This is a genomic window from Paraburkholderia sp. J11-2, assembly GCF_905220185.1.
GTDB lineage: Bacteria > Pseudomonadota > Gammaproteobacteria > Burkholderiales > Burkholderiaceae > Paraburkholderia.
Window position 1 is genome coordinate 168,949 of record NZ_CAJMYY010000008.1, and the last position, 26,002, is coordinate 194,950.

26 protein-coding genes are annotated in these 26,002 nt (G+C 65.0%); 16 read left to right on the forward strand and 10 right to left on the reverse strand.

Translation table 11 applies throughout. The features are described 5' to 3' along the window. Positions 1–24 precede the first annotated feature (24 nt). Entirely contained in the window at positions 25–1,326 is a 1,302-nt protein-coding gene (locus U5A57_RS13570; RefSeq protein ID WP_321911778.1) for a virulence factor family protein, read from the forward strand. A 15-nt stretch (positions 1,327–1,341) separates the two neighbouring features. Here the strand turns inward: U5A57_RS13570 and U5A57_RS13575 are convergent, their stop codons facing one another. Beyond that, positions 1,342–1,605 carry a cupin domain-containing protein gene (locus U5A57_RS13575; protein ID WP_321911579.1) on the reverse strand — a complete coding sequence of 88 codons (264 nt, stop codon included), beginning with the start codon at positions 1,603–1,605 and terminating at the stop codon, positions 1,342–1,344. Between the two features lie 479 nt (positions 1,606–2,084). On the opposite strand from U5A57_RS13575, the gene oxlT reads away from it, so the two are divergent. Then, on the forward strand, positions 2,085–3,419 hold the full coding sequence (gene oxlT, locus U5A57_RS13580; RefSeq protein WP_321911581.1) for an oxalate/formate MFS antiporter: 1,335 nt from the start codon (positions 2,085–2,087) through the stop codon (positions 3,417–3,419). Between the two features lie 89 nt (positions 3,420–3,508). Here the strand turns inward: oxlT and ahpF are convergent, their stop codons facing one another. The 3 genes from ahpF to U5A57_RS13595 all read right to left on the reverse strand — a co-directional run bounded on the left by ahpF (position 3,509) and on the right by U5A57_RS13595 (position 7,095). Beyond that, the gene (gene ahpF, locus U5A57_RS13585) at positions 3,509–5,110 is read right to left on the reverse strand and encodes an alkyl hydroperoxide reductase subunit F (protein ID WP_321911582.1); all 1,602 of its coding nucleotides are present in this window, start codon (positions 5,108–5,110) and stop codon (positions 3,509–3,511) included. Positions 5,111–5,299: 189 nt separating this feature from the next. Next, entirely contained in the window at positions 5,300–5,863 is a 564-nt protein-coding gene (ahpC, locus tag U5A57_RS13590; protein ID WP_321911584.1) for an alkyl hydroperoxide reductase subunit C, read from the reverse strand. A 323-nt stretch (positions 5,864–6,186) separates the two neighbouring features. After that, the gene (locus U5A57_RS13595) at positions 6,187–7,095 is read right to left on the reverse strand and encodes a LysR family transcriptional regulator (protein WP_321911585.1); all 909 of its coding nucleotides are present in this window, start codon (positions 7,093–7,095) and stop codon (positions 6,187–6,189) included. A 126-nt stretch (positions 7,096–7,221) separates the two neighbouring features. On the opposite strand from U5A57_RS13595, the gene U5A57_RS13600 reads away from it, so the two are divergent. The 7 genes from U5A57_RS13600 to U5A57_RS13630 all read left to right on the forward strand — a co-directional run bounded on the left by U5A57_RS13600 (position 7,222) and on the right by U5A57_RS13630 (position 12,161). Next, on the forward strand, positions 7,222–7,947 hold the full coding sequence (locus U5A57_RS13600; protein WP_321911587.1) for a pirin family protein: 726 nt from the start codon (positions 7,222–7,224) through the stop codon (positions 7,945–7,947). 138 nt (positions 7,948–8,085) lie between these two features. Next, positions 8,086–8,499 carry a DoxX family protein gene (locus U5A57_RS13605; RefSeq protein WP_233884136.1) on the forward strand — a complete coding sequence of 138 codons (414 nt, stop codon included), beginning with the start codon at positions 8,086–8,088 and terminating at the stop codon, positions 8,497–8,499. Between the two features lie 135 nt (positions 8,500–8,634). Next, positions 8,635–10,008, forward strand: coding sequence for an aspartate aminotransferase family protein (locus tag U5A57_RS13610; protein WP_321911589.1), 1,374 nt, complete (start codon positions 8,635–8,637; stop codon positions 10,006–10,008). Further along, positions 10,005–10,682 carry a GntR family transcriptional regulator gene (locus U5A57_RS13615; RefSeq protein ID WP_321911590.1) on the forward strand — a complete coding sequence of 226 codons (678 nt, stop codon included), beginning with the start codon at positions 10,005–10,007 and terminating at the stop codon, positions 10,680–10,682. The genes U5A57_RS13610 and U5A57_RS13615 overlap by 4 nt, the downstream gene beginning before the upstream one ends. A 57-nt stretch (positions 10,683–10,739) precedes the next feature. Next, positions 10,740–11,297 (forward strand): FUSC family protein, encoded by a 558-nt coding sequence (locus U5A57_RS13620; RefSeq protein ID WP_321911592.1) that lies wholly within the window; start codon positions 10,740–10,742, stop codon positions 11,295–11,297. Between the two features lie 278 nt (positions 11,298–11,575). After that, a complete protein-coding gene (locus U5A57_RS13625) occupies positions 11,576–11,704 on the forward strand; it encodes a hypothetical protein (RefSeq protein WP_266227690.1) in 129 nt (42 codons plus the stop codon). 40 nt (positions 11,705–11,744) lie between these two features. Continuing rightward, positions 11,745–12,161, forward strand: coding sequence for a rubredoxin (locus tag U5A57_RS13630; RefSeq protein ID WP_321911596.1), 417 nt, complete (start codon positions 11,745–11,747; stop codon positions 12,159–12,161). 26 nt (positions 12,162–12,187) lie between these two features. Here U5A57_RS13630 and U5A57_RS13635 read toward each other — a convergent pair whose 3' ends face one another. After that, positions 12,188–13,042 (reverse strand): helix-turn-helix transcriptional regulator, encoded by an 855-nt coding sequence (locus U5A57_RS13635; RefSeq protein WP_321911779.1) that lies wholly within the window; start codon positions 13,040–13,042, stop codon positions 12,188–12,190. A gap of 130 nt (positions 13,043–13,172) precedes the next feature. On the opposite strand from U5A57_RS13635, the gene U5A57_RS13640 reads away from it, so the two are divergent. After that, entirely contained in the window at positions 13,173–14,003 is an 831-nt protein-coding gene (locus U5A57_RS13640) for a carbon-nitrogen hydrolase family protein (protein WP_321911598.1), read from the forward strand. A 129-nt stretch (positions 14,004–14,132) separates the two neighbouring features. Then, positions 14,133–15,488, forward strand: coding sequence for an APC family permease (locus tag U5A57_RS13645; protein WP_321911600.1), 1,356 nt, complete (start codon positions 14,133–14,135; stop codon positions 15,486–15,488). A gap of 98 nt (positions 15,489–15,586) precedes the next feature. Here U5A57_RS13645 and U5A57_RS13650 read toward each other — a convergent pair whose 3' ends face one another. Further along, positions 15,587–16,258 (reverse strand): GntR family transcriptional regulator, encoded by a 672-nt coding sequence (locus U5A57_RS13650; RefSeq protein ID WP_321911601.1) that lies wholly within the window; start codon positions 16,256–16,258, stop codon positions 15,587–15,589. A 412-nt stretch (positions 16,259–16,670) separates the two neighbouring features. Between U5A57_RS13650 and U5A57_RS13655 the strand changes: the two genes are divergently transcribed. Beyond that, positions 16,671–17,813 (forward strand): branched-chain amino acid ABC transporter substrate-binding protein, encoded by a 1,143-nt coding sequence (locus U5A57_RS13655; protein ID WP_321911781.1) that lies wholly within the window; start codon positions 16,671–16,673, stop codon positions 17,811–17,813. A 386-nt stretch (positions 17,814–18,199) separates the two neighbouring features. Next, on the forward strand, positions 18,200–19,267 hold the full coding sequence (locus tag U5A57_RS13660) for a DUF2242 domain-containing protein (protein ID WP_321911602.1): 1,068 nt from the start codon (positions 18,200–18,202) through the stop codon (positions 19,265–19,267). Between the two features lie 73 nt (positions 19,268–19,340). Here the strand turns inward: U5A57_RS13660 and U5A57_RS13665 are convergent, their stop codons facing one another. Further along, positions 19,341–19,970 (reverse strand): LysE family translocator, encoded by a 630-nt coding sequence (locus tag U5A57_RS13665; RefSeq protein ID WP_321911604.1) that lies wholly within the window; start codon positions 19,968–19,970, stop codon positions 19,341–19,343. Positions 19,971–20,371: 401 nt separating this feature from the next. Here U5A57_RS13665 and U5A57_RS13670 point away from each other — a divergent pair, with 401 nt between their 5' ends. Further along, complete coding sequence (locus U5A57_RS13670) at positions 20,372–20,854, forward strand: Lrp/AsnC family transcriptional regulator (protein ID WP_321911606.1); 483 nt, start codon at positions 20,372–20,374, stop codon at positions 20,852–20,854. Between the two features lie 55 nt (positions 20,855–20,909). On the opposite strand, the gene U5A57_RS13675 is transcribed toward U5A57_RS13670, so the two are convergent. From U5A57_RS13675 to U5A57_RS13685, 3 genes are all read right to left on the reverse strand, one after another. After that, positions 20,910–21,140 (reverse strand): DUF2783 domain-containing protein, encoded by a 231-nt coding sequence (locus U5A57_RS13675; protein ID WP_321911608.1) that lies wholly within the window; start codon positions 21,138–21,140, stop codon positions 20,910–20,912. Between the two features lie 17 nt (positions 21,141–21,157). Further along, complete coding sequence (locus U5A57_RS13680; RefSeq protein WP_321911610.1) at positions 21,158–22,870, reverse strand: FAD-dependent oxidoreductase; 1,713 nt, start codon at positions 22,868–22,870, stop codon at positions 21,158–21,160. A 136-nt stretch (positions 22,871–23,006) separates the two neighbouring features. Then, entirely contained in the window at positions 23,007–23,966 is a 960-nt protein-coding gene (locus U5A57_RS13685; protein ID WP_321911611.1) for an MBL fold metallo-hydrolase, read from the reverse strand. 277 nt (positions 23,967–24,243) lie between these two features. Here U5A57_RS13685 and U5A57_RS13690 point away from each other — a divergent pair, with 277 nt between their 5' ends. Both U5A57_RS13690 and U5A57_RS13695 read left to right on the forward strand, forming a co-directional pair. Beyond that, positions 24,244–25,116 (forward strand): IclR family transcriptional regulator, encoded by an 873-nt coding sequence (locus tag U5A57_RS13690; protein WP_321911612.1) that lies wholly within the window; start codon positions 24,244–24,246, stop codon positions 25,114–25,116. Next, the gene (locus U5A57_RS13695; protein ID WP_321911614.1) at positions 25,104–25,967 is read left to right on the forward strand and encodes an IclR family transcriptional regulator; all 864 of its coding nucleotides are present in this window, start codon (positions 25,104–25,106) and stop codon (positions 25,965–25,967) included. The genes U5A57_RS13690 and U5A57_RS13695 overlap by 13 nt, the downstream gene beginning before the upstream one ends. The last annotated feature ends 35 nt before the right edge of the window (positions 25,968–26,002 follow it).

Below are 26,002 nucleotides of genomic sequence, written 5' to 3' on the forward strand. Positions count from 1 at the left end.
ACCGCTCACGCAAACGCGGCTTCGATGCCCGCTTCGACTTCCGCTTCACCGTCCGCCTCGGCGCCGGCTTCCGCCGCGACGATGCGCGTTTCCGGCGGCCGTTACGGCGATGTCGCAGTGACGAAACCGACCGGCACGATCCGCGGCTTCACCGTGCTGTTTTCCGCGGACAAGCACTGGAGCGCCGCCGACCAGCAACGCGCCGACGCGCTCGCGCAGCATGGCGCGCTCGTCGTGGGTGTGGATACGGAGCGCTACGCGCAGAACCTCGCGGCCGTAAAGAACGAAACCTGCCACAAGCTCTACGGCGACGCCGAAGCGCTGAGCCATCAGCTCGAACGCCAGCTGGGCGCGAGTGAGTACTACGCGCCGATCGCCATCGGCAGCGGCGAAGGCGCGCTCATCGCTCAGCGCATGCTCTCGCAGGCGCCCGCGAACACGATGGCAGGCGCCGTGTCGCTCGATCCCGCCGCGCAGCTCGACGCGCGCTTCTCACCGTGCCCGGCCGACCCCACGCTGTCGCGCGGCACCGGGCTGCCCGGCTTCTTCGAGCAGGGCGTGACGACGAAAGATGCGCACGCAACGAATGCTGGCGCGCCGCGCACCTTTGCCCCCGGTGTAGCCGACGCCGACAAGATCGTTGCGCTCACCTCGAACCATCTGCGCGTCTCGACGGAAAGCGAAGAGGACGTGTCGGATCTGCCGCTCGTCGAACTGCCCGCGGCGCACGCGACCGACATGCTCGCGGTGGTGATCTCGGGTGACGGCGGCTGGCGCGATCTCGACAAGACGATTGCGGAAGCGCTGCAAAAGCAGGGCATTTCGGTGATCGGCTGGGACGCGCTGCGTTACTTCTGGAGCGAAAAGACGCCGGCACAAACGAGCCACGATCTCGCACGCGTGCTGAAGACTTACGGCTCGCGCTGGCATGCGCAGCACATTGCGCTCGTGGGCTACTCGTTTGGCGCGGACGTCATGCCGTTCGCCTACAACCGTCTGCCCGACGCGCTGCGCGCGAAGGTGTCGTACATGTCGCTGCTCGGCTTCGCGCCGGACGCCGACTTCCAGATCCGCGTGACGGGCTGGCTCGGCATGCCCGCCAGCGACAAGGCGCTGCAGGTGCGCCCGGAACTCGCGAAGGTGCCGCCTTCGATCGTGCAATGCGTGTATGGCGCGGGCGAGAAAGACACGCTGTGCCCGGCGCTCGTGAATACCGGCATCGACGTCGTCAAGACGAGCGGCGACCATCACTTCGACGGCGACTACAACGCGCTTGCCGCGAAGATCATCGCGGGATGGAAGAAGGAAATTGCGGCGCGGGGGTGAAGTCGCGCCCCACGCTTACTTTCTCGCGACGAGATACTGCACGCCCTGCGGCCCGTAGCGCTCGGCGTGCGGCAGATTGGCGGCGAGATGGAACACGTCGCCGGCCTTGTAGTGCCGCTCTTCGTCGCCCACGCGAATGTGCAGATCGCCTTCGATGACGAGCGCCTTCGCTTCGAACGGATGCGAATGGACCTCCATGACGCCGGCTTCGCGCGTCACGACAACGGGTTCGGGAAAGCCTTCATCGGCCAGGCTGCGGATGAATGTTTCGCGCTGCATGATTCGTCTCCTCGCTCGACGGTGTCGACGCGCCATCGGCCAGTTTGGCACGCACGCCAACGCGCTGCACGACTTGGCCTCCCGCCGGACCGCCCACTCCCCTGCAGGCATCCCGGCCAACCTTTCACTCAAATCGACGTGAAAGGCTTTCGAAAAATTCCCCCTTACATTACTAAAAGCTTTCGCCTATAACGACATCACATGTCGCGATTTCCGCTATCTCGCACATGCCTCAGCCCGCCTGGCCTAGCCGGCGGGCTTTTTTTCGGCGTACGCGGCATCGGTCGGAAGCTTTCAAAAACCATACTCATCAATGCGCAGAGGTAGTGGAAGCCCTGAGATGTCTTCCGCTTGACTTCGTTGATATATTACATATTGTGTAAACGACTGTCAGGCAAACGACAGGATTCGCTGACCGCGATTCGGGCAGAAAGCGCTCTTCGCGCAAGGCCGTTCATTCGAAGAAACCGGAGACACACATGGAGCATCGGCAAGGAGGGGCGTCGCGATTCGCGTCGCCGTGGACGCAACTCGTGCTCGGCGTCATCTGCATGGCGATGATCGCCAACATGCAGTACGGCTGGACGCTGTTCGTCAATCCCATCAACGAAAAGTACCACTGGGGGCGCGCCGCGATTCAGGTCGCGTTCACGATCTTCGTCGTCACCGAAACCTGGCTTGTACCCGTGGAAGGCTGGCTCGTCGACAAGTACGGGCCGCGTCCCGTGGTCGTGGGCGGCGGGCTGTTGTGCGCCGTTGCCTGGGTGCTCAACTCGGTGGCCGCGTCGCTGCCGGTGCTCTATATCGCGGCGGCGATCGGCGGGCTCGGTGCGGGGGCCGTTTACGGCACCTGCGTCGGCAACGCGCTCAAGTGGTTTCCGACCCGGCGCGGGCTCGCGGCGGGCATTACCGCGGCGGGTTTCGGTGCGGGTTCGGCGGCGACCGTCGTGCCTATCGCCAACATGATCAAGAGCAGCGGATATGAGTCCACGTTCCTCTGGTTCGGTCTGGGGCAAGGGATCGTCGTGCTCGTGCTCGGTTTCGCGCTTAGCGCGCCCGCCTCGCACGGCGTCGCCGCAGCGAAACGCGCCATCGGACAAGCGGCGAAGCAAGTTGCGCAAAGTGCGAGCGCCGTCTACAACGCGAGTCCGCGCGAGGTGATTGCGTCGCCCATCTTCTGGGTGATGTACGCCATGTTCGTGATGATGGCCGCCGGCGGCCTGATGGCAACCGCGCAGCTCGGCCCGATCGCGAAGGACTTCGGCCTGCACGACTCGCCCGTTTCGCTGCTCGGCCTCACGCTGCCCGCGCTCACGTTCGCGCTGACCATCGACCGCGTGCTCAACGGTCTCACGCGGCCCTTCTTCGGCTGGGTGTCGGACCGCATCGGCCGCGAGAACACGATGTTCGTCGCGTTCGGCATCGAGGCGGTCGGCATCGTGCTGCTCTCGCAATACGGCCACACGCCGACGGCGTTCGTCGTGCTTACCGGCATCGTGTTCTTCGCGTGGGGCGAGATCTACAGCCTTTTTCCCGCCACCTGCGGCGACACCTACGGACCGAAGTTCGCCGCGACCAACGCGGGCCTGCTTTACACCGCGAAGGGCACTGCCGCACTGCTGGTGCCGTTCACGAGCGTGATCACCGCGGCAACCGGCAGCTGGCACGCGGTGTTCATGCTCGCCGCGGGCATGGCGGCGGTCTCCGCGTTGCTCGCCGTATTCGTGCTCAAACCATTGCGCAACGCGCATCGCCAAAAGCATGCCGAACCGGCGGCCAGCTTCGCGTATGGCAGCCCGCTCGTGCAGGACTGAGCCCTCTCTGATCCCGCGAAGGCATAAAAAAACGCCGGCGTAAGCCGGCGTAAAGAGAGACTGCTTTCAATCTTCGACCAGGCGACGACTCAGGCCACTACGGGCGCCGCCTTCGCGTCTTCTTCCTGCTCGACCGACGAGCGGATCAGGTAATCGAACGCGCCAAGCGATGCCTTCGCGCCTTCGCCCACGGCAATCACGATCTGCTTGAACGGCACGGTCGTCACGTCGCCCGCGGCGAACACGCCCGGCACCGACGTTTGGCCCTTCGCGTCCACTTCGATCTCGCCGTGTTTCGACAGCGCCACCGTGCCCTTGAGAAACTCGGTGTTCGGCACGAGGCCGATCTGCACGAACACGCCTTCGAGTTCGACGTGACGCTTTTCGCCCGACGTGCGCTCGAGATACGCGAGACCCGTGACCTTCTGGCCGTCGCCGGAAATCTCGGTGGTTTGCGCGTTCACGTGCACCGTGACGTTCGGCAGGCTGCGCAGTTTGCGTTGCAACACTTCGTCCGCGCGCAGTTGCGTGCCGAATTCGAGCAGCGTGACATGACTCACGATACCGGCCAGGTCGATCGCCGCTTCCACACCCGAGTTGCCGCCGCCGATCACCGCCACGCGCTTGCCCTTGAAGAGCGGGCCGTCGCAGTGCGGGCAGTAGGCCACACCCTTGTTCTTGTACTGCTGCTCGCCCGGCACATCCACGTTGCGCCAGCGCGCACCGGTTGCGAGCACCACGCTCTTCGCGCGCAGCGTCGCGCCGCTTTGCGTGCGCACTTCGAAGCCGTTGCCGGTGGGCACGAGCGCTTCGGCGCGCTGCAGATTCATGATGTCGACGTCGTAGGCGCGCACGTGCTGCTCCAGCGCCGTGGCGAACTTCGGCCCTTCCGTTTCCGTGACCGAGACGAAGTTCTCGATCGACATCGTGTCGAGCACCTGGCCGCCGAAGCGCTCGGCGAGCACGCCGGTGCGAATGCCCTTGCGCGCCGCGTAGATCGCAGCCGCCGCGCCAGCGGGACCGCCGCCGACGATCAGCATGTCGAAAATATCCTTCTGGTTCAGCTTCTCGGCCGCACGCGACGATGCGCCGGTGTCGAGCTTCGCGAGAATCTCTTCCACGCCCATGCGGCCCTGGCCGAACACTTCGCCGTTCAGGTAGATGGTCGGCACGGCCATGATCTGGCGCTTCTCGACTTCGTCCTGATACAGCGCGCCGTCGATGGTGACGATCTGCACGTTGGGGTTGAGCGTGGCCATCGCGTTGATCGACTGCACGACTTCCGGGCAGTTCTGGCACGACAGCGACATATAGACTTCGAACGAGAACACGCCGTCGAGCGCCTTCACCTGTTCGATCGTGTCGTTCTCGAGCTTGACCGGGTGGCCGCCCACCTGGAGCAATGCAAGCACGAGCGACGTGAATTCGTGGCCCATCGGAATGCCCGCGAACGTGACTTTCACGTCGGAGTTCGCGCGCTTGATGTCGAACGAAGGGGTACGCGCGTCGCCAGCAGCGGCGCCACGGCGTTCTTCGTAGGAGATGCGATTCGAGAGCGATGCGACATCCTGCAGCAGTTGCTGCAGTTCTTGCGACTTCTCGCCGTCGTCCAGGTACGCAACGATCTCGATCGACTGCGTGACTTTTTCGAGGTAACTTTTGAGTTGATCTTTGATGTTGGCGTCGAGCATGGCGTATTTTTCCGGCTAGAGAAGAAGCGGGGGAATTCTAAGTAATGCCTGGCAATTTCGCCGTTCCGCTTATGGCGTGACGAGGCGAGCAGGGTTCCCGGGCCGCAGCCGCGTGGGCGCGGCCCGGGGATACAGCTAATGAGACTTGGGCGTCATGCGATCAGGGCGATCGCATGTGAACAGCGACGCTTAGATCTTGCCGACGAGGTCGAGCGACGGTTTGAGCGTTTCAGCGCCCGGCGTCCACTTGGCGGGGCAAACTTCACCCGGGTGCGATGCCACGTACTGGGCAGCTTGCACCTTGCGCAGCAGTTCCTTGGCGTCACGGCCGATGCCGTTGTCGTGGATTTCGCACAGCTTGATCTCGCCTTCCGGGTTGATCACGAACGTGCCGCGCAGTGCCAGGCCTTCTTCTTCGATCATGACGTCGAAGTTGCGCGTGATTGCGCCCGTCGGGTCGCCGACCAGCGGGTACTTGATCTTGGCGATCGTGTCCGACGTGTCGTGCCATGCCTTGTGCGTGAAGTGCGTGTCGGTCGACACACCGTAGATTTCAACGCCCAGCTTCTGGAATTCTGCGTACTGGTCAGCCAGGTCGCCGAGTTCCGTCGGGCACACGAAAGTGAAGTCGGCCGGGTAGAACACGACAACCGACCACTTGCCCTTCAGGTTTTCTTCAGAGACCGGAACGAACTTACCGTTGTGGTATGCGGTTGCGTTGAACGGCTTGACTTGCGTGTTGATGAGAGACATGCGTTGTTTCCTCGCTCTGGGTTGGGAAAAGGTATGGACGAAGGTTACGGGAACCGCGCCCGTTTGAAAAATTGGTTGCTTTGATCGCGGGTATTAACCCTGCCTATCGGACCCCATAGCGGCCGTCAAAGCCCGTCTGCATGGGGTTCCGCGCCCGCATCGCGCGGCCGGGGCAACCTTCCGGGCGGTGAGCATACAACACAACTGCGACAATGCGCCTCACATGCCCGCCCTTTCGTGGTGCATCCGCGAGGCGCTACCCCTTAGATGCAGGCGCAACGGCCTTTCTGCAAGGGCTGCGCGCTTGCTGCGTGCATGCTGCGTCAGAGCGCCCCGCCGCGCGCGGTTGCTGCACGCGCCGCCAGCCGCTCGCGCAAATATTGCGTGAACGCGCGGATCGTCACGGAAGCTTCACGATGCTGCGGGTACAGCGCGTGCAGCGCGTTGGGCGGCGGCATGAACGGCTCGAGCACCTCGACCAGCAGCCCCGCATCCACCGATCCCGCCACGATGAAGTCCGGCAGATAGCAGATGCCGAGCCCGGCAATGGCTGCATCGCGGATCACTTCGCCGTTGTTCGCGCGCAGCGGCCCGTGCACGTCGAAAGGCGTGCGCACGCCATCGACGATGAACTCCCACGGCGCGCGGCCCTGCTGCCCATACGGCAGGCAGGCGTGCTGCGCGAGATCGGCAGGCGTTTGCGGCGCTCGGCGGCGGCGTCGGTAGCCGGGGCTGCAGCAGGCGATCATGCGCACGTCGATGAGCTTTTGCACGACCAGCGTGGAATCCGCCAGCCGGCCAATGCGCAACGCCATATCGAAACCCTCGCCGATCACATCGACATTGCGGTCGCTTAAGTCCATGTCGAAGCGGACGTCCGGGTGCTCGCGCAGAAATTCGGCAACGAGCGGCGAAAGGTGCGCCATGCCGAACGACATCGGCGCGCTCACTTTCAGGAGGCCGCGTGGTTCGCTGCGGCGGTCCGACATGGCCTGCTCGGCCTCGGACACGTCCGCAAGGATGCGCTTGGCGCGCTCGTAGAAGTCCTGGCCGAGGTCCGTGACCGCCAGCTTGCGCGTGTTGCGCACGAGCAGGCGCGCGCCCAGATCGGCCTCCAGCGCCGCCACGCGCCGGCTCACGAACTGCTTGGAAAGCCGCAGCCGGTGCGCCGCCGCCGTGAAATTGCCGGCATCCACGGTGTTCACGAAGATCCGCATGTCGTCGAGTTGCATGTCGATTGTCCACTTCAATGTGACAGTGAGTCGTATTTTACGGCGATTCCAGTCGATTTAATTGACCTAAAATTCTTTCCATCGCAACCAACACTGAATCGAAACGATTCACACGGAGAGACGAAAATGATCGAAGTTCGCAAGGCAGACCAACGCGGCCGCGGTGAACATGGCTGGCTCAGCTCGCGTCACACGTTTTCGTTTGCCAATTACTACGATCCGAAGCAAGTCGGCTTTTCGGACCTGCTTGTGATCAACGACGACCGCGTAGCCCCGGCGCGCGGCTTCGGCAAGCACCCGCACCGCGACATGGAAATCTTCTCGTACGTGCTGGAAGGCGCGCTCGAGCACAAGGACTCGATGGGCACGGGCTCGGTGATCGTCCCCGGCGACGTGCAACTGATGAGCGCCGGTACGGGCGTCGCGCACAGCGAGTTCAACCACTCGGCCGACGAAGGGGTGCACTTCCTGCAGATCTGGATTGCACCGAACGTGAAGGGCGCGCAGCCGCGCTACCAGCAGAAGAACATCGCCGATGAACAAAAGCGCGGCAAGTTTCGCCTGATCCTCTCGCCGGACGGCGCCGAAGACTCGCTGTTGCTGCGCCAGGACGCACGCGTGTATGCCGGACGCCTCGACGGCGCGGAAACGGCGAAGGTTGAAGTCGGCGCCGACCGCTACGCCTACGTTCATGTGGCGCGCGGCAGCGTGAAGCTGAACGGCGTGGAACTTGGCGAAGGCGACGGCGCGCGCATCCGCTCCGAGCGCGAGCTTGCCTTCAGCGACGGACACGATGCAGAGGTCCTGGTGTTCGATCTGCGTAATATCGAAGTGTCGGAGCTCTGGTCTTAACTTCGGCGCGGCGTCTGAGGTTATGCTGGCGCACACCGGCACGCGGCGGCCCGCTTACTGAAAGCGAAAGCGGGCCGCCGTCCGGCGAAGCGCGAACTGATACGTAGTGAACTGCTTAAAACTTCTTCGGAGAAAACCATGCGATACAACCTGTTCGGGCCGGGCAACGACGTCGTGCTTCTGGTCTCGCGCGTTCTGCTGACTTCCCTGTTCATCCTGTTCGGTTGGTCCAAGATCACCGGCTTTTCGGGCACCGTCGACTACATGGCGCACGTGGGCGCGCCCGTGCCGATGCTCTCGGCCGTCATCGCCGTGATCATGGAGTTCGCGGTTGGCATTTTGCTGCTCGTGGGGTTCTATACGCGGCCACTCGCCGTGCTGCTCGCGATCTATACGGTCGCGACGGCGTTCATCGGCCATCACTTCTGGACCATGACCGGTGCAGACCAGATGATGAACATGATCAACTTCTACAAGAACATCAGCATCGCCGGCGGCTTGCTCGCACTCGCGGTAACGGGTCCGGGGCGGATCTCGATCGACAGGAAGTAACGCACCGTTTTCTCGGGCTGTAGAAAGGCGCGATGCTGCAAGGCATCGCGCTTTTTTTGCGTCGCCAGCAATTTGATCAAATTTACTTCCCCGTTTGCTCATGCGAAGATTTGATCAAATCACAAGGAGACACGCATGCAAACCCGTCAAGGCGTGAACTGGGACCGTGCGCAGCACGTCCTCGCCCGGGAACGCGAAGCCTTCGCCACCGCGCGCCCGAAGTCGCAGGCATTGTCCGCGCAAGCCGCACACCATCTGCTGTTCGGGGTGCCGCTGCACTGGATGAACGATTGGTCCACGCCCTTCTCGCTGTACGTGGATGCCGCGCGCGGCGCAGCCTTCACCGACGTGGACGGCCACCGCTACACCGACTTCTGCCTCGGCGACACGGGCGCGATGTTCGGCCATGCGCCGCAGCCCGTGGCGCGCGCGCTCGCGGCTCAGGCTCAGCGCGGCTTCACGACGATGTTGCCGGGCGAAGACGCCGTGGCCGTGGGCGAAGCGCTCGCGCAGCGTTTCGGCCTGCCCTTCTGGCAGTTCGCCATGACCGCAAGCGACGCCAACCGCTTCGCCGTCCGCTGGGCGCGCGCGGCCACAGGGCGACACACGATACTCGTGTTCAACGGCTGCTATCACGGCACCGTCGACGATGTGTTCGTCGATCTCGTCGATGGCCAGCCCACGCAGCGCGCGAGCCTGCTCGGGCAGGTTCACGACCTGCTGCCAACTACGCGCGTAGTCGAGTTCAACAATCTCGAAGCGCTCGCGCGCGCACTCGCCGGCAACGACGTCGCCTGCGTGCTCGCAGAGCCCGCCATGACGAACGTGGGCATGGTGCTGCCCGAGCCCGGCTTCTGGCGCGAGGCGCAGGCGCTCATGAAGCGGCACGGCACGCTGCTGTTGATCGACGAAACGCATACGATCAGCAGCGGGCCGCGCGGCTACGCGCGCGAGCATGGCATCGAGCCCGACCTCTTCGTGCTCGGCAAGCCGGTAGGCGGCGGCGTGCCTTGCGCGGTCTACGGCTTCTCCGCCGAGTTCGCCGCGCGTGCACAGCAGGCGAAATTCGATGCGCCGCCGGGCCATTCAGGCATCGGCACGACGCTCACGGCGAACGCGCTTTCGATGAGCGCAATGCGCGCAACGCTCAGCGAAGTCATGACCGACGCCGCCTACACGCACATGTTCGCGTTGGCCGAGCGGCTCGCCAACGGGCTCGCAGCGACGATCGCGCGCCATGCGCTGCCGTGGTGCGTGACGCGGGTGGGCGCACGCACCGAGTTCCAGTTCTGCGCCGTGCCGCCGCGCAACGGCAGCGAGGCGCGCTCCGCCATGGACGACGAACTCGAGCACCTGCTGCATCTGTATCTACTCAATCGCGGCGTGCTCATCACGCCGTTCCACAACATGATGCTCGTGTGCCCGGAAACGACCGAGGCCGACGTCGACCGCCTGCTCGCCGCATTCGAAGCCTGCTTGAGCGAACTAAGCGCACTGACCGGACGATGAAAACACGCGCGCATCAATCGCTGCAGGACGAGACCTACGCCACGCTGCGCCGCTGGCTGAGCCTCGGGCGCTTCGTGCCGGGCGAGCGTTTGCGCATTCACGCGCTCGCTGAGCAACTGGGCGTGGGCGAGATGCCGGTGCGCGCGGCGCTCGTGCGTCTGGCAGGCGAGTCTGCGCTCGTGAACCTGCCTAACCGAGGTGTAGTCGTGCCGCAACTCACGCGCGCGCAGTTCGACGACGTGCTCAACGTGCGCGTGATGCTCGAAGGCGAAGCGGCGTTTCTCGCCGCCACGCGCCTCACCTCCAGCGAAATCGCGCAGCTCGACGCCCTATGCGCACAGATGGCCGAGGCGCTGAAGCAGAACAAGCGCGCGCACTATCTCGACGCCAACGAAGACTTCCACCTCATGCTCTATCGCGCGAGCGGCTCGCCGCTGCTCGTGGATCTGATCGAAACGGTGTGGCTCCAGGTGGGGCCGATCTCGAACCTGCTGTTCGACGAGCCCGGCTTTGCGCGCACGCTCAACGCAGCACACGAAGGCCTGATGCGGCGGCTCAAACGCCGCGACGCACCAGGCGCGCGGCGCGCCGTCGAGCGCGACCTGCGCCACGCGGCCAAGCCGCTGCGCCTGCATTGCCTGCCCGACGATCCGCACACGGCAGACCCGGCTTGATATGCTTGGCAGCGCGCCCGCCAGGCCTCACGTTCTCCTTACGACCCATTACGCGCGATGCACGATCCACAAGACAACCTCTACGCGTACCTCACTTCGCTCCAGCAATCGGCGCTGAGCGCGCTCAAGCGCCTGCCGCTCAAGAGCCGCGCCGTGCAAGGCACGCTCATGGCGCTGCGCGCCGTATGCGCGGCGGGGCTTGCGTACAGCATCGGCCGCGCGCTCCACACCGAACAGGCGTTCTGGGCCGCGATTACGGCGATCGCCGTCACCCAGCACGATTACGCCGATACGCTCGCCCAGTCGCGCGACCAGTTCATTGGCGCGATTGCGGGCGGCGTGGTGGGCTTCGCAACGGCGGCGTTCGGCCCGGAGAATCTCGCGGCCTATCTCGTAGCGGTGAGCGTGGTGATCATCGGCTGCTGGTGCCTGAGTGTGAGCACCGCCGCGCGGCTGGGCGCGATCACCACCACCATCGTGCTCCTCGTGCCCATGAACGGGCCGGTATGGGACGTCGCGCTCTTTCGCGTGGCGCAGGTGGGCATCGGCATGGCCTGCGCGGTGCCGGTCAGTTGGCTGTTCTCGTATATCGAGCAACGCTGGCTGCATGCGTAAGGGCCGTCTCTCAACGCATACGAAATAATCCATCTCCGGGCGCTCAGGAATCTGGCCCGCGTTAGCGGCGATAATCCTTACCGCTGTGCGGCCAGGTTGCCGGGGGCGAAATCTGCGGCGCGTGCGCGCAGTCGCCGCGCAAATACCCCCGTCGACACGAAATCGTGCGAAACTCCCCCGCCGCGCTCTGCCGACGCCATGCAAAACATGGCGACATTACAGGGCGCAATCGCGAATGCAACCCGAGAACGCAACCCACGCCGCCGCAATTTCACCCTATGAACACCACCACCCGTCCCGCCGCTTCGAACGCCAAGTCCAGCAAGTCCATCACGCTCCTGCAAATGCTCGCGCTGATCGCGGCTGGCGGCATTGCGGCCTCGCTGCTGTTCCGCTACTTCCTGTGAGCGCAGCGCGCGCGGGGCACTAAGCCAACCGTTTTCGCTTATGTACAAGAAAGGCGTCGCCCTCGAAATCCAGTTCTCTCCCGAACGCCTGAATGACGGCGCAGGCGACCCGTACTGGATCGACCTCACCGCCGACGAAGCCGCCGCGCTGCTTGCCACGCTGCAAACGAAGCTCGCGGCACGCGAAAGCACCGCAGCGCCGCTCGTCGTCGCGCTCGACACGCCGCGCGAAAGCGCCGCGCCCGAAGCCCCTGCAAGCGCCTCAACGGCTGCTGCGGGCGCCGACGACGGCCTCAAGCAATGGGTCTGCGTGATCTGCGGCTGGGTGTACGACGAAGCGGCAGGCGCCCCCGACGACGGCCTCGCCCCCGGCACCCGCTGGGCCGACGTGCCCGACGACTGGCGCTGCCCGCTTTGCGACGTGGGCAAAGAAGACTTCGCGCTCGTCGAGTTCTAACGCGCACCGCTAGCGGCGCGCGGCGCTCACACGCCCGCGCGTCCGAGCGGCTCGTAGAACAGCGCAAACAGCTCCGACTGCGAGCTCACGCCGAGCTTCGCGTAAATATGCTTCTTGTGCGCGCGCACGGTCTCGAACGAGATTTCGAGCCGTTCCGCAATCGCGCGCGTGGAAAAGCCGCTCAAGCTCAAACGCACCACTTCGATCTCGCGCGCGGTGAGCGGCACGCGTCCGCTTTGCTGCGTGACCGTTTCGATGCGGCTAGCGAACCCCGCCTCGCTCAACTGCCCCTGCTGCGCCGCGCTTTCGGCTTCAACTGAATCCGAGGCAACCGCCTCGGCAACGCCCTCGGCAAACGTCTCATGCGCAAGCCGCTGCTTCATGAGCGCGACGACCCACGGCGCGAACATCGCGAACAACGCAATATCGCGCTCCGTGTAATGGTGCTTTGCGCCCAGCGAGAAAATCAGCGTGTGGGCTTCGTCCAGAGGCAAGTTGAACTGCACTTCGTCGCCGATGATGTTGCTCTTGAAGTAGCGCTGGTAATAGTCCGTCATGCGGAAATTATCGGGCGCGACTTCGGCGAGCGTGACGAGGCCTGCGCGCGGCTTTTCGCTCGCGTTCAGATAGAACGGATCGAGCAGGTACATCCCCTCCAGATACGCGCGGAACAAGAGATCCACGGTGCCGTCGGGCATGGGCGACTCGGCGCACACGAGCGGCGCGCGATCGCGCCGGAAGACGAGCGCAACCCAGTTGTCGAACGCCACGAAGCGCTCGATTACGCGCGTCATGCGGGTCCAGAAGTCGGGGCCGTCGAGGGCGTCGATCAGCGTCGCGATATGGTGATGGAACGCGCGGTCCTGCCAGTCCAGTTCCATTAGGGGCTCCATGAGTCCTCCGATCAGGGTACCCCTGCAGGGTAATTTCTCGACAAAAATAACGTGGAGATAATAGCCGCTCCTGACGCCCACGCGGTGCTTTACGTAATACATAAGGAAGGAGACAGGCATGCAACTCGAACTCGCGCAGATCCCGGTCGTGGACGGCGCTGTCGCGCCCAACCTCGCCCGCGTGCTCGACACGATTGGCAAGCGCCGCGAAGGCAGCGATCTCATCGTCTTTCCCGAAGCCACGCTCACCGGCTTTCCCACGCGCGAAAATGTGCGCGACATTGCCGAAACGCTCGAAGGCCCCTCGCTCTCCAAAGTGCGCGACGCCGCACGTGCAGCCAATATCGGCGTTGCCGTGGGCCTCGCCGAGCGCGAAGGCGATCGCTTCTACAACACCACCGTGCTGATCGACGAACGCGGCGACATCGCACTGCGTTACCGCAAGACGCACCTGTGGGCCTCGGACGTGGGCGTGTTCACGCCGGGCGAGCGCTACGAGGTGTGCGAATTCAAGGGCACGACCGTTGGTCTGCTGATCTGCTACGACATCGAGTTTCCCGAAACGGCGCGCGCCGTCGCCTCGCTCGGCGCGGAAATGCTCGTCGTCACGAACGGCAACATGGATCCATTCGGCCCTGTGCATCGCCGCGCAATCGTCGCGCGCGCCATGGAGAACCAGATGTTCGCGGCGCTCGTGAACCGCACCGGCGACGGCGACGACAACCTCACGTTCCCCGGCGAAACGGCGCTCGTGAGCCCGTTCGGCGACGTGCTCTGCGAGTTGAAGGACGAAGACGCAGTGCTGCACGCGAAGGTTGATCGCGCGCTCCTCGCGCAAAGCCGCGAGCATTACAGCTATCTGCACGACGCACGCATTGCGCTCAATCTCGTGGACGAGAACGACGCGCAAGGCCGCCGCTCGCTCAATATCCGCTCGCGCACGCGCTAAAGACATTAAGGGCGTTAAGCGCGCCAAGCAGCAAAACCCGGCAACAAGCGTTCCGGCAAGCCGCTTCTCGTGGCTAGCCGGGCCCGCTTACGCCTGCCAGAACCGCAGCACCCTGGAGACAACTGCATCATGAATCCTGCCTCGCCATCGCATGAACGCGGCACTCACGTACCTCACCTGAAGCGCACGCTCGGCCTGCCGTCCGTGCTCCTGTTCGGCCTCGCCTACATGGCGCCGCTGATCGTCTACGGCACCTATGGCGTGCTCGCAGGCGCGAGCCAGGACACGGCCGCCCTCGCGTATCTCATTGCCCTCATCGCAATCGTGTTCACGGCGCTCAGCTACGGCAAGCTCGCGCGCCTTTTCCCTGTGGCAGGTTCGGCCTACACGTACACGCGCAAGAGCTTCAATGCGCACCTGGGCTTCATGATCGGCTGGGCCACGCTGCTCGATTACTTCTTCCTGCCGATGGTCATCTGGCTGATCGGCGCAGCCTATCTTGGCGCTGCGTTCCCGAGCGTGCCCACGTGGATCTGGATTGTCGCGTTCATCGTGTTCACGAGCGCGCTGAACATCGTCGGCATCGAACTCGCCGCGCGCTTCAACATCGTGCTGATGATCGTGCAGCTCGGCATTACGGCAATGTTCGTAGTCCTGTGTGTGCACTACGCCTCCGCGGCCGCGGGCCCGGGCGGACTCATCGCGGCGCAGCCGTTCTTCCAGCCGCACGTGCCGCTTTCGGCCACGATGGCGGGTGCTGCGATCGCCGCATATTCGTACCTCGGCTTCGACGCCGTTTCCACGCTCACCGAGGAAACCATCGAGCCCGAAAAGACCATTCCGCGCGCCATCGTGCTGATCGCGCTGGTGGGCGGCGCGATCTTCGTGATCGCGGCGTACACGCTGCAACTCGCGCATCCGGGCGCCGTGTTCAAGGACCCCGATTCGGCCGCGTTCGAAATCGCGCGCAAAGTGGGCGGCGATATCTTCGTGACGATTTTCCTCGCAGGCCTGATCCTCGCGCAGTTTGCCTCGGGCATCTCGGCGCAGGCCAGCGTGGGGCGCCTGCTCTATGCAATGGGCCGCGATGAAGTGCTGCCCAAGTCGATTTTCGGCTACATCCACCCACGTTTCCGCACGCCTGCGATCAACATTGCGATTGCCGGTGTCGTAGGTTTGATCGCGCTGAAGCTCGACGTGGCCACGTCGACTTCGTTCATCAACTTCGGTGCGTTCCTCGCGTTCACTTCGGTGAACCTGTGCGTGATCCGCCAGTACTTCAGCGGCGCGGCAGGCACGCGTGGCTTTGGGTTCCTCGGCGGCCTGGTATTCCCGCTGATCGGCGCCGTGACCGATATCTGGCTGCTGTGCAGCCTCGAAAAGACGGCGATCGTGCTCGGCATCGTCTGGTTCGTGCTCGGCCTCGCGTACCTCGGCTGGATCACGCGCTGCTTCCGCCAGGCGCCGCCGGAAATGGCGGTGTGAGCGAAGCACTTCACAGCTAGTTCCGCTTCAAACAAAACGGCGAGCGTCCCTTATGGGGCGCTCGCCGTTTTTGTATCCAATGCAGCGAAAAGAACTGCTCAGCTATCCAGCCCCGCCAGTCGCGCGGCGGCCATCACCTCGCGCTTGGTATCGAGAATATGCCGCTCGATCAGCGCCACCACTTCATCCACGGCGCGCCGCTTGCAGGCATCGACGATCGCGTAGTGATCGCTTTGCACCTCGTTCTTCTCCGTATCGAGCGACATGCGCAGATGCGGATATCGATTCGTCGTGCTCAGGCAGTACTCCTCGATCATCTTGCGCAAACGCGTGTTGTTCGCGGGCGCGCACAGCGCGAGATGGAACTGGCGGTTGCATTCGGCCCACTCGGCGGGCGACGAAGCGGCGTCGTACGCCGCGAGAATGCGCTTCATCACGTCGATGTCGCCGGCCACCATGTTCGGCACCGCGAGCTTCGCCGCATAGGTCTCCAGTGCCGCGCGAATGTCGAGCAGCTCGCAGATCTCCTGCGTCGACATGGCGATCACCACCGCACCGCGATTGAGCTGGTAGCTCACAAGCCCTTCGGCCTCGAGCTGGCGCAGCGCCTCGCGCACGGGAATGCGGCTCGCGCCGAAGCGCTCCGCCAGGCTTTCCTGGCGTAGCTGCGCACCGGGCGGCAGCACGCCGCGCAGGATCTCGTCGCGCAGCTGGTCGCGGATCGTCTGGGGCAGCGATCGCTGGTCTTCCTTGGCCTGCACTGTCGTCATGAGCTCGTGGGCGCCGGACGGACGAACGCCGTCCGACGAAAAAGTGTTGTCGTCAATATTTTTGCCTGCCAGAATTGGATACAATCCAATCGCTTCTGGATATTTAAGCTGGCAAGACGGATCCGCCAGCCGTTCCCACTGTGCCGTGTCCTTGTCGGGAGACTGTATAGGTTTCTGTAAGCATCTGAAAACCAAGCAATTTTAGCGTATCCACCGGGTCGGCCCGAGGCCGTTGCGTGCGCAACGGATTCGATTGGCAAACCGCCGTCTGGCGGCCGATTTCTTTTGCTTCACCCCTGCGCAAAAAGGCACGCCGCGCGCTCCGAACGCGGTGCGGGCCCGCTTGCGCCCATGAAAAACGTAGACCGCTGAGGAGAGAACCAGGATGAACCCAAGCAACCGAAACACGCAAATGCGACTGCGCCTGCGCGCGCCCGCCGTTCTTGCCGCCGTGGCGGCCCTGTGGAGCGCCGGTGCGCTCGCCCAGGCCACCGACGTCAAGATCGGCTTCGCCGCCCCGCTCACCGGCGGTCAGGCCCACTACGGCGCGGACTTCCGCAGCGGCGTGCAGATGGCGATCGACGACGAGAACGCCACGAACCCGACCATCGGCGGCAAGCCGGTGCGCTTCGTGCTCGACGCCTACGACGACCAGGCCGACCCGCGCACCGGCACGACCGTCGCGCAAAAGCTCGTGGACGACGGCGTTTCCGCCGTGATCGGCCACTTCAACTCGGGCACCAGCATTCCGGCCGCGCCGATCTATGCGAAGGCCGGCATTCCCGAAATCGCGACGGCCACTGCGCCCACCTATACGCGTCAGGGTCTGCCCACCACATTCCGCCTCGTGACCTCCGACTCGCAGCAAGGCGGCGTGCTCGGCGAGTACGTCGTGAAGGACCTGAAGTTCAAGCGCTTCGCCGTGATCGACGACCGCACGGCTTACGGTCAGGGCGTGGCCGAAGAGTTCGCCAAGGCCGTGAAGGCGGCGGGCGGCACGGTGGTCGCGCAGGAGTTCACGAACGACAAGGCCGTGGACTTCCGCTCGATCCTCACGCACATCAAGTCGGCCGACGCCGACGCGATCTTCTACGGCGGCGCCGACACCCAGGCCGCGCCGATGCTCAAGCAGATGAAGTCGCTCGCGATCAAGGCCACGCTGATCGGCCCCGACATGATGCACTCGGACGAACTGATCAAAATCGCCGGTCCGGCGGCGGAAGGCGCGCTCGCTTCGTCGGGCGGCAGCCCGCTCGACCAGATGCCGGGCGGCAAGGCTTATGTCGAGAGCTACACGAAGCGCTTCAACAAGCCGGTCGAACTGTATTCGCCGTACGCGTATGACGGCACGCGCGCCGTGATCGCCGCCATGAAGAAGGCGAACTCGACCGATCCGCACATCTACCTCGCCTCGCTCAAGGCGACCAACATGAAGGGCGTGACCACGAACGAACTGGCCTACGACCAGTACGGCGACCTCAAGTACGGCGGCGTGACGGTCTACAAGGTCGTGAACGGCAAGTGGCAGCCGCTCACGACGGTCGGCACGAAGTAAGCCGACGCAGTTGGCCGATGAAGTGAGCCCACACTAACGCCGCGTTGCGGGCGCGGCGGCAAGTGTGGCCCCCACGATTTTGCGCATCGCGCACTGGAACAGCCGGCGGTACCCGGCTGCGGCGCACGCCAGCGAGTTCGCTTCTCCGCTCGCTGCCCCGGGCGCCGGGTTGACACGGGCTTTCGCGTTGGGCGGAAGCCCGTTTTTTTTCGCCATACGGAATGTAAGCTTCGAAACGCCTTCGTCCGGCTTTCGAAAAGCCTCGAAAAAACGAGCGTTCGGTCGTGCGCAGCGGAACCGAACTACAATCATGCCGTCCGATGCAATGCCGCATTGCTGCCCTGTTTGCCCCGAACATGTCCCGTTTTTCGAAAGTTTTCCCTCGTTTGCCCGTCCCGCTGCGCAGCGCCGCCCTCGCCGTCACCACGGTGACGCTGGCCGCTGCACTCGGCGCGTGCTCGTCGCCCAAGCCCAAGTTCCAGGAAGATCAGTTGCTGAGCACCGCGCCCAGCCAGTTCTCGCGCAGCTTCAACTACGCGAGCACGGACGCCTGTGAATCGTCGCGCCGCGCGCTGCTGAGCCAGGGCTACATGACGACGATGACGCGCAACGACACCGTCGACGCCACCAAGAACTTCCAGCCGACGATGGATCAGCACATCGTCGTGGAGGTGCACGTGGTCTGCACGCCCGGCGACGCGAGCAATACGAGCATGGTGTACGTGAACGCCGTGCAGAACGGCTATGCGCTCAAGAAGAGCGATACCTCGGCGAGCGTGGGGCTCTCGATTCTGGGGTCGGTTTCGCTGCCCATTCGCTCGAACAGCGACGAGATGGTGAAAATTTCGAGCGAGACGATCCAGTCGGGGCCGTTTTACTCGCGCTTCTTCGAGCTGGTGGGGCAGTATTTGAACGCTGCGGCGCGCAGCGAGGCCGTGCCGGCCACCGGCGCGATCAAGATTTCGCCGCTGCCGCCGCCCATCGAGCCGGTCGCGGCGAGCGCCGCGCCTGCCGCGACCACGGTGGGCTCGGCAGCGCCGGCTGCTGCGGCAGCGGCTGCGGCAACGGGTGCGGCGGTGTTGCACAGCACCACGCTGCCGGCCGCGCCGGTGGTGACGGCGCCTGCGGCCGCGCCCACGGCGGCGTCTGCCCCAACGGCTGCGCCCGCGCCCGCAGCTTCGGCGCCGGGCGCCTCCGCGCCGGTCGACCACGCCACGGCGGCTGCGGCCGCGATCATGGGCGTCCCCGTGACGGCTCCGGAAAGCCCGCAGGCTGCGGGGCTCGCGGCGAGTGTGACCACTCACAATGCGGCGTCTGCCCCCGTTGCGGCGTCAGCTAGCGCTGCGCCGGCGCAAACGCTCGCGTCCACCTCGGCAAGCTCCGGCACCGCCACCACGCAGGGCACCGCGGCTACGCCGACCGTGTCGGCCACCGGCACCGCGATCACGCCCTAAGCGGCGCGCTGAACCGGCGTCACGCCAACCGGCTCGCGCACAGCCGCGCGCGAGCCATGCGCCGCCTGCGCGCTCAGCGCAAGCCGGCCATCATCGCGCCCATTCCCACGAGCAGACTGCCCATCAGGCGATTCACGGCGCGCATGCGCCTCGGCCGCTGCAGCACATGGCGCAGCCGGTGCGAGAACAGCGCCATCGAAGCCACGCCGCCCGCAAACAGCAGAGCGAACGTCGCCGCCAACAGCAAATACTGGCGGTTGGCGCTCCAGGGCGCGTCGGCGCTCATGAACTGCGGGAAAAACGACGGGAAGAACAGCAAGGTCTTCGGATTGAGCCCCGAAGTCGTAAATCCGCGCCAGAACAAATCACGACGGCTTGCGCTATCGGCAGCCTCGGCAGGCGCATCCGTACCGGCCAGCGAGCGGCTGCGCCACTGCTTGCAGCCCAGCCAGACGAGATAGGCCGCGCCCAGCCAACGCAGCAACGTAAGTGAATGCTCACTAATGAGCAGCAGCGAATTGAGGCAAAGCGCCGTCAACGCGAGCTGGAGCAGTACCGCGAGCGTACCGCCCCAGACGCAGGGCAGCGCGCGGCGCCAGCCGGCGTGAAGCGCCTGGCTCATGGTGAGCACGTTGACGGGACCGGGGGTGTAGACGAGTACGAGCGCGGCGGCGAGAAAAGATAGATACAGCTGGATCGACATTGCTGGGCGTGCTGGCGAAGACGTTGTGACGGACGGCGCTCGGGGGCTCGGGTTAGTGAAAGACATCGAAAACGGGCAACAAAAAACCGCGCAGAAGCGCGGTTTTCAAATGCCATCTGCCTGACCGGACATTGCTGGCTGCGTGGTGTACGCGCGCAACGCCCGGTAGCCGCCGCAGGGTGCAACGGAAACCGGCCCTGACGGACCACCGCGGCTTGTGGCTGCGGCGGCGCTCCCCAACGCGGGGAGGTGGCCGCGTGGGTCGTGCCAGGCAAGAAGGCATGTGGAAAATATACCGGTGAATAGCCGGATTAGGCTTCCGGTTTTCAGATAGAAACCGACGTTATACGGAATCTTCTTCCGCTAAAATCGATCCTACCTGTACAAGTTTCTTTTTCGCCATGAGCCCTCGTGAACGCGCGCCCAAAGCGCTCGACAATCAGGACCGGAAGATCCTCAGCGCCCTGCAAAAGAACGCCCGTCTGTCGAATGCCGAACTGGCCGAGCAAGTGGGCATGTCCACCACCGCGTGCTGGAATCGCACGCGCCAGCTCGAAGCCGACGGTTACATCGACGGCTATGTCGCGCTCGTGAACCAGCAGAAGCTGGGCTACGCCGACATCGTGATTCTGGAAGTGACGCTCGACCGCCACGAAGACGACGCGCTCGCGCGCTTCGGCGCCGAACTCGCGGCGCTGCCCGAAGTGCTCGAGGCCTATCTCGTCTCCGGCGAGTACGACTACTGGATCAAGGTGGCAGTGGACGGCACCGCAGGCTACGAGCGTTTCCTGCGCGAGAAGCTCTATCGCATCTCGAGCATTCGTCACGGCCGGTCGATGTTCGCCTTGCGCTGCATGAAGGATGTGCCGTCCATGCAGGTGTGACGGCGAGCGAGCGGCCGGCAGGCATCCAGCCGCTCGCGTCGACGCAGTGGCGCATTCACGCCGCGAGTTTTCCCGTCGCGCCGTGGCTCGCCGGCGCACTCACGCCTGCGCGCGCGAAGCGAAGCGCTTGCATCAGCGTTTCGTGTTCGCCGATGTGATTCGCTAGCAGCAGAATGAGTTGCGCGTTGGCCGATTGACTCTGCGCCTCGTCGAGATCGCGATGCATGTCGATGAGCGCTTCGTAAAAGTCGTCCGGTCTTGCCAGGTTCGGTTGAGTGTTCAGCATGGTTGTCTCCTCGTCCTTTATGCCGTGCCTTGCACGCAAAGCGAGCGCTTGAGCGCGCTTTCCACGCGCGCTGCGTCGGCGCGCCGCCAGCGTGCGCTCACGTGCTGGTCCGGACGAATCAGATAGAACGCCCCCTCCTGCGCGCCGTAGCGCTGCGCCGCCAACCCTTGCACGTCGCGCAACACCACCGTCGATGCAGGCAGACCCGCGGGCACGGCCGCGTCGCCTTCGAGCATCACCACGAACTTGAGCGGCACCGCTGAACGCGAGAGCGTCTGCAGCGTGTCGAGCGTCGCGGTATCGAATGCCGAGCCCGCGCGGCTGAACACGAGGCCCGCGAACTGGTCGCCCAGATGCGCAAGCAGCCAGCTCTCGTCACCCGCTGCGCTTAGCACCGGCGCATCCGCACACGAAGCGCCCGGCTCCATCTTGCCGTCGAACGTGTCTTCGTCGGGCGTGTTCAAGGTCGATTCGCGCAGCACCGCCGGCACGGAAAGCCGGCCGCTGTTCACCAGCTGCCGCGCGAAGGCATGCTCGCGAGCGAGCGTGAGCACGGCGTCGCGGAACACGCGGCTCACCGCGCTCTTCGGCGTGATGAAGTCAGTCGAACGCGTGGAGTTGCGGATGTTTTCGTCAGCCGCGTATTCGCGCTCGCTTGCATAGGTGTCGAGCAGCGCGTCGGGCGCGTGATTCTCCAGCACCATGGCGAGCTTCCATGCGAGGTTCTCGCCGTCCTGGAAGCCGCTATTCGCGCCGCGCGCGCCAAACGGCGAAACCAGATGCGCCGAGTCGCCCGCGAACAGCACGTTGCCCTGGCGGAAGCTGTCCATACGCAGGCACGAGAACGTGTAGATGCTCACCCACTCCAGCTCGAACTTCACATCGGGGCCGAGCAGTGCGCGCACACGCGGGATCACGCGCTCGGGCGTTTTCTCGAGCACCGGGTCGGCGTCCCAGCCGAGCTGGAAGTCGATGCGCCACACGTTATCGGGCTGGCGATGCAGCAGCACCGACTGGTTCGGATGGAACGGCGGATCGAACCAGAACCAGCGTTCGGTGGGGAAGTCGGCTTCCATCTTCACGTCGGCGATGAGGAAGCGGTCCTTGAACGTGCGGCCGTGGCTGTCGAGGCCGAGCAGCTTGCGCAGCGGGCTGCGCGAGCCGTCGGCGGCCACCACGTAGCGCGCGAGCAGCGTGTACGGACCATCGGGCGTGTCGATTTCGAGCGCGACGTGCGCATCGTTCGAACCCGGCGTGCCATGCTGCGCCACGCCCGTTACCTTGTTCTTCCAGCGGATTTCGAGGTTGGGCAGTTCCTGCGCGCGTTCGAGCAGATAGCCCTCCACGTAGTACTGCTGAAGATTGACGAAAGCCGGCCGATGGTGACCGCTTTCAGGCAGCAGGTTGAACGTGTAGACAAGCTCGTCCTTACGGAACACTTTGCCCACGTTCCAGCTCACGCCCTTTTCGACCATGCGCTCGCCGCAGCCGAGGCGGTCGAAGATATCGAGCGAGCGCTTGGAAAAACAGATGGCGCGCGAGCCCGTGGAAAGCGTGCAGTCGTCGTCCACGAGCACCACCTGCACACCTTGCCGCGCGAGGTCGATGGCCGTCGCAAGGCCCACCGGCCCCGCGCCGACCACCACGACCGGACGCACGCAGGCGGCGGCGTCCGGGGTTTGTTCGCTGCATCGCGCGTAGTCGAAGGTCAGCGTTTGATAGTCGATCATCGTTTTGTCTCCTGTCGACCAGAGTTAGTGCTTCAGCACTTACTCTGGTCCCATGCCGCTGTCGGTCGCAGTTAGCGCTTTAGCGCTTACTGCGATCCCAGGCAAGGTGCCACGTATCTCTATGCGCGTTGTCGCTTCAATCCTGCAACGCGTCCCACATCTCCTTGTCGCGCTGCGCCGTCCAGATGCGCGGATGCGTCATGCCGCTCGCTTCGTCATACGCGCGGGTCACGTCGAACGGCAGGCAATGCTCGTAGATGAACACATGGCCGAACTTCGGGTCCATCGCTTCACGCGTGAGCGCCATCGCACCCTTCAGGTCGAGCTTCTGCTCAACGGCCGCGCGGCCCTGTGCGAGCAGCGTGGTCACGAAGTCCTTCGTGTAGTCGAGACCCTTGTTGACTTCGGCCGGGTTGAGCAGCGCGGGGCCGCGGCCCGGCACGAGCTTTTCGGCGCCAAGCGAGCGCAGCGCTTCGAGCGTGGCGGGCCAGTCGGCGAGCTGGGCATCGCCGCAATAGCACGCGGCGTCGTATTCGACGAGGTCGCCCGAGAACAGCACCTTCTGCTGCGGCAGCCACACCACGGTGTCGCCCTTCGTGTGGCCCGAGCCGAGGTGCGCGATCTTCACTTCGAGCTTGCCGAGGAACAGCGTGATTTCCTTCTCGAACACGAGCGTGGGCCACGTGAGGCCCGGCACCGTTTCGACACCCGCAAAGAGGCGCGGGAAGCGCTCGATTTCCGACTTCATGTCGGCTTCGCCGCGCTCGACGATCATTTCATACGTGCCGCGGCTCGCGATGATCTGCTGCGCGCCTTCCTTGAAGTACGCCGAAGCGCCCAGCACGCGCACGGCGTGATAGTGCGAGAGCACGACGTACTTGATGGGCTTGTCCGTGACCGTGCGGATTTTCGCGATGAGGTCCTGCGCCATGGCGGGCGTAGCCGTGGTGTCGACGATCAGCACGCCGTCGTCGCCGATGATGACGCCCGAGTTGGGGTCGCCTTCCGTGGTGTACGCGTATGCGTTTTCCGAGAGCTGCGTGAACGTGACCTTCTTTTCTTCGAGGTCGGCCTGGGATGCGAACGCCTTTGCCATGTTGAGTCTCCGTATTGAGGGCGGGCGAAGCGCGGGCAGGCCTGGCGCACGCGCCAGCCTCGTTGTCTCGCCCCGTTTTGAATGTAGCTGAACCACTGTTATGCCGAGGTTAGGCCATCATAGGCCTCGTGCTTTTTATTTGTCAATAGCGAATCATATTGCCATACGCTAATTTCTTGCCGTGCCCGGCTGAATGGCATGACGAGATCGCGTCCGCTGCCAATGCACGCCGCCGTTCAGTTAACATGGACCCTTTTTCAGCCAGAGAAAAGCGCCAATGAGACGTCGCAACGACAGCGCCGCGTCCGCGCCGGAAGGCAGCGCAGCGGCGGCACGCACGCAGCGCGGCATTCAGAGCGTCGAGGTGGGCGGACGCCTGCTGCGCGCCCTCGCCGACGCGCGCGCGCCGCTTGGCGCCACCGATCTCGCGGCGATCGGCGACATTCCGTCGAGCCAGGCGCACGCCTATCTCGTGAGCTTGACGCGCCTCGGGCTCATCAAGCGCGACGCGCTTTCGGGGCGCTATGAGCCCGGCCCGCTCGCGCTGCGCCTGGGCCTCCTGCATCTCGCGCAGCAGCCCGCACTGCGCGAGGCGGTGCCGCGCGCGGCCGCGCTCGCGCAGGCGCTGAACTGCAGCGTCGCGCTCTGTATTGCCGGGCCGCAGGGGCCGACCATCGTGCGCTACGAGCACGCGAGCCTCCCGCTGCACGTGAACCTGCACGTCGGCACGGTAATGTCGCTGCGGGCCACGGCCACCGGCCGCGCGTTCTGTGCGTACCTCGGGACCGAGGCGCTCGAAGCCGTATGGGCCGCGCAAACCGCCCAGCCGGTGTGGCGCGGCACCAGCCACGCGGCGAGTGCCGCCAGCGCGCCGCCGGAAGGCACGCCCGACGCCGGCTTCCTCGCCTCGCTCGACGCCATCCGCGCGCGTGGCTACGAACTCGCCATCGACGCACCCAGCCCCGGCGTGAGCAGCGTGTGCGTGGCCATACTCGGGCCGCAGCGCGAACCGAGCCTCCTGCTCACGGCAATTGGCGCGAGCGGCACGCTCGACGTGCGCGCGGAAGGCGCGGTCGTGCGTGCGCTGCGCGACGCCGCTGCCGAAATCGCAGCCGCCGCCTTTCCATCGACACCGACATGCCCCGAGTAAGCTCCAAGCCCCCACGCGACGACACGAGCACCGACGTCGCGGCCAACGTCACGCCCGAAGCCGACAAACCGCAGCGCGGCATCCAGTCGCTCGATATCACGGGTGAACTGCTCGCCGCGCTCGTTGCGGCCGGCACACCTTTGCCGCTGCGCGACCTGGCCGCTGCCGCCGGCATGGCGCCCGCCAAGGCCTTCCCGCACCTCGTGAGCCTCCAGAAGATCGGGCTGCTGGCGCGCGACGCGGCGGGCCGCTATGAAGCGGGGCCGCTCAGCCTCGAACTCGGCCTGATCGGCCTCGCGCGCCTTTCGCCGGTGCGCGAGGCCGACGCCGAACTGGTCGGCCTCGCCGCCGCCACCGCGATGAGCGTCGCGCTCGCGGTGCCAGGGCCGCTCGGCCCGACCGTCGTGCGTCTCGAAGAATCGGCGCTGCCGCTGCACGTAAGCCTGCGCCCCGGCACGGTGATGTCGCTCGTGAACACGTCGATCGGACGCGTGTTCTCTGCATGGGTCGACGACGACGTGCGCGCAGCCCTCCTCGCCCAGGACGAACTGCGGCTCGCGGGCGCGAAGCCGCGCGAAGGCACCACGCCCGCCTACCTCGCGCGCCTGGCCGCCATTCGCGCAGAAGGGGTCGACACGGCGCTCGACAAGCCCATTCCCGGCATCAGCACCGTGACCGCGCCCGTGTTCGACCACACGGGCAGCGTGTGCCTCGTGCTCGCGGTCATGGGCCCTTCGGGCAGCCTCGACATCGCGCGCGAAGGCACGGCAGCGCAACTGCTGATCGCCGCCGCGCAGCGCCTCTCGCGCCGCTTCGGCTACATGGAAGGCGCGGCGGCCGCGCCGCTGTAAGCGCCTTTCACGCGCAATCCCGAAACATCAAGCTC

Coding starts and splice junctions, on each gene's coding strand:
- U5A57_RS13600 (WP_321911587.1), top strand. CDS start 7,222: ATGATCGAAGTTCGCAAGGCAGACCAACGCGGCCGCGGTGAACATGGC.
- U5A57_RS13670 (WP_321911606.1), top strand. CDS start 20,372: ATGAGCCCTCGTGAACGCGCGCCCAAAGCGCTCGACAATCAGGACCGG.
- U5A57_RS13610 (WP_321911589.1), top strand. CDS start 8,635: ATGCAAACCCGTCAAGGCGTGAACTGGGACCGTGCGCAGCACGTCCTC.
- oxlT (WP_321911581.1), top strand. CDS start 2,085: ATGGAGCATCGGCAAGGAGGGGCGTCGCGATTCGCGTCGCCGTGGACG.
- U5A57_RS13625 (WP_266227690.1), top strand. CDS start 11,576: ATGAACACCACCACCCGTCCCGCCGCTTCGAACGCCAAGTCCAGCAAG.
- U5A57_RS13695 (WP_321911614.1), top strand. CDS start 25,104: ATGCCCCGAGTAAGCTCCAAGCCCCCACGCGACGACACGAGCACCGAC.
- U5A57_RS13655 (WP_321911781.1), top strand. CDS start 16,671: ATGCGACTGCGCCTGCGCGCGCCCGCCGTTCTTGCCGCCGTGGCGGCC.
- U5A57_RS13630 (WP_321911596.1), top strand. CDS start 11,745: ATGTACAAGAAAGGCGTCGCCCTCGAAATCCAGTTCTCTCCCGAACGC.
- U5A57_RS13680 (WP_321911610.1), bottom strand. CDS start 22,870: ATGATCGACTATCAAACGCTGACCTTCGACTACGCGCGATGCAGCGAA.
- U5A57_RS13615 (WP_321911590.1), top strand. CDS start 10,005: ATGAAAACACGCGCGCATCAATCGCTGCAGGACGAGACCTACGCCACG.
- U5A57_RS13685 (WP_321911611.1), bottom strand. CDS start 23,966: ATGGCAAAGGCGTTCGCATCCCAGGCCGACCTCGAAGAAAAGAAGGTC.
- U5A57_RS13645 (WP_321911600.1), top strand. CDS start 14,133: ATGAATCCTGCCTCGCCATCGCATGAACGCGGCACTCACGTACCTCAC.
- U5A57_RS13575 (WP_321911579.1), bottom strand. CDS start 1,605: ATGCAGCGCGAAACATTCATCCGCAGCCTGGCCGATGAAGGCTTTCCC.
- U5A57_RS13690 (WP_321911612.1), top strand. CDS start 24,244: ATGAGACGTCGCAACGACAGCGCCGCGTCCGCGCCGGAAGGCAGCGCA.
- ahpF (WP_321911582.1), bottom strand. CDS start 5,110: ATGCTCGACGCCAACATCAAAGATCAACTCAAAAGTTACCTCGAAAAA.
- U5A57_RS13620 (WP_321911592.1), top strand. CDS start 10,740: ATGCACGATCCACAAGACAACCTCTACGCGTACCTCACTTCGCTCCAG.
- U5A57_RS13570 (WP_321911778.1), top strand. CDS start 25: ATGCCCGCTTCGACTTCCGCTTCACCGTCCGCCTCGGCGCCGGCTTCC.
- ahpC (WP_321911584.1), bottom strand. CDS start 5,863: ATGTCTCTCATCAACACGCAAGTCAAGCCGTTCAACGCAACCGCATAC.
- U5A57_RS13650 (WP_321911601.1), bottom strand. CDS start 16,258: ATGACGACAGTGCAGGCCAAGGAAGACCAGCGATCGCTGCCCCAGACG.
- U5A57_RS13675 (WP_321911608.1), bottom strand. CDS start 21,140: ATGCTGAACACTCAACCGAACCTGGCAAGACCGGACGACTTTTACGAA.
- U5A57_RS13665 (WP_321911604.1), bottom strand. CDS start 19,970: ATGTCGATCCAGCTGTATCTATCTTTTCTCGCCGCCGCGCTCGTACTC.
- U5A57_RS13640 (WP_321911598.1), top strand. CDS start 13,173: ATGCAACTCGAACTCGCGCAGATCCCGGTCGTGGACGGCGCTGTCGCG.
- U5A57_RS13605 (WP_233884136.1), top strand. CDS start 8,086: ATGCGATACAACCTGTTCGGGCCGGGCAACGACGTCGTGCTTCTGGTC.
- U5A57_RS13635 (WP_321911779.1), bottom strand. CDS start 13,042: ATGGAACTGGACTGGCAGGACCGCGCGTTCCATCACCATATCGCGACG.
- U5A57_RS13595 (WP_321911585.1), bottom strand. CDS start 7,095: ATGCAACTCGACGACATGCGGATCTTCGTGAACACCGTGGATGCCGGC.